The sequence below is a fragment of the Bacillus sp. DJP31 genome (assembly GCF_049310945.1).
GTDB lineage: Bacteria > Bacillota > Bacilli > Bacillales > SA4 > Bacillus_BS.
This window is the reverse complement of the sequence record NZ_JBMERO010000093.1, coordinates 1-1,052: the sequence shown is the minus strand read 5'-3', so window position 1 is coordinate 1,052 and position 1,052 is coordinate 1. Positions and strand designations below refer to the sequence as shown.

The 1,052-nt window shown below is 40.4% G+C and carries 1 protein-coding gene; it reads right to left on the bottom strand.

Going from position 1 to position 1,052, the window contains the following annotated elements:
* Positions 1-12: 12 nt before the first annotated feature.
* The coding region (locus tag ACOI1C_RS22560) for an IS4 family transposase (RefSeq protein ID WP_422512878.1) at positions 13-1,052 on the bottom strand (1,040 nt) is incomplete at its 5' end.

Genomic DNA, 1,052 nt, shown 5'->3' with positions numbered 1-1,052 from the left:
CATGAGTGTTGATTATCCAAAATTAGACAGATTTACCCCTTGGGATTTTTTGTATTTATTCAAAATAACAGCGATTTCAGAACTCCAGTCAATAGGTAGGTTGTCTATTAGCAGTTGTCTTTGAAAAGAGATAAACGATAACTTTTTGAATACTCGTCCTTCAGATGTCTTCGAGTAGAGCCATTTTAGTAGAACATAAGCAATCAAGGCTGCAAAAAGCTGATTAAAAACAGCATTTTTAGTCGTGCCAAATAAAACCGGAACATTTAGATTCTGTTTAATCCATCGGAAGAACGTTTCGATTCCCCATCTTGCCTTGTACATGTCGGCGATGACTTCAGGCGCTACGTTCATTAAATTGGTGACTACACGCATCTCGTTTCCATAATTGTCCTTAAAAAATACCACGCGGTGACGTTTCTCAGAACGAGATTGCGCAGTGCCCAGTTGGCAAGTGATGTCACGCGTGATGGGCGATCCATCTTGCACAAGACGCTGAAGGGCATGAGGCCTGAAAATCTCTACATTTTCCTTCATTCGAATCACAAACATTTGTTGGTCTGTGATAAATTGATCGATGCGTGTAATTTTAAAATAGGCCCGATCTTCGACCATCACAAACCGTGAATCAACCAGTTGTTCTCCAATAGGTCCATCATGGACAAGTCCAATGGTTTCAACAACTTTAAGAGGCATTTCTGTGAGAGGAGAATAGCTGATATGCAGTTTAATTCCTGCACGTTCTCCATGATAAAGAGCCCAAGGAAGACGTGACTTACCCACTGTAATCGTGGTGGAGTCTACCAAGAGAAGCTCCTTTGAAATAGTAAATGCTCGGCGTGTCATTCGATTGCATTTAGACACAACTAAATGGAATAATTTCTTCATGATGTTGTAGTCTACGTGACCAGCTTTCTTAGAGAGTGTGGAGTAATTGACCTTGGGTAATCCATGTTGATCGCCAACATCAGCACAGTCTCGATAACTTTTGAATTCATTCATGGCTGCACAGATTAAATAATTAATGAGTGTGATCACATTAAGCTTACGAG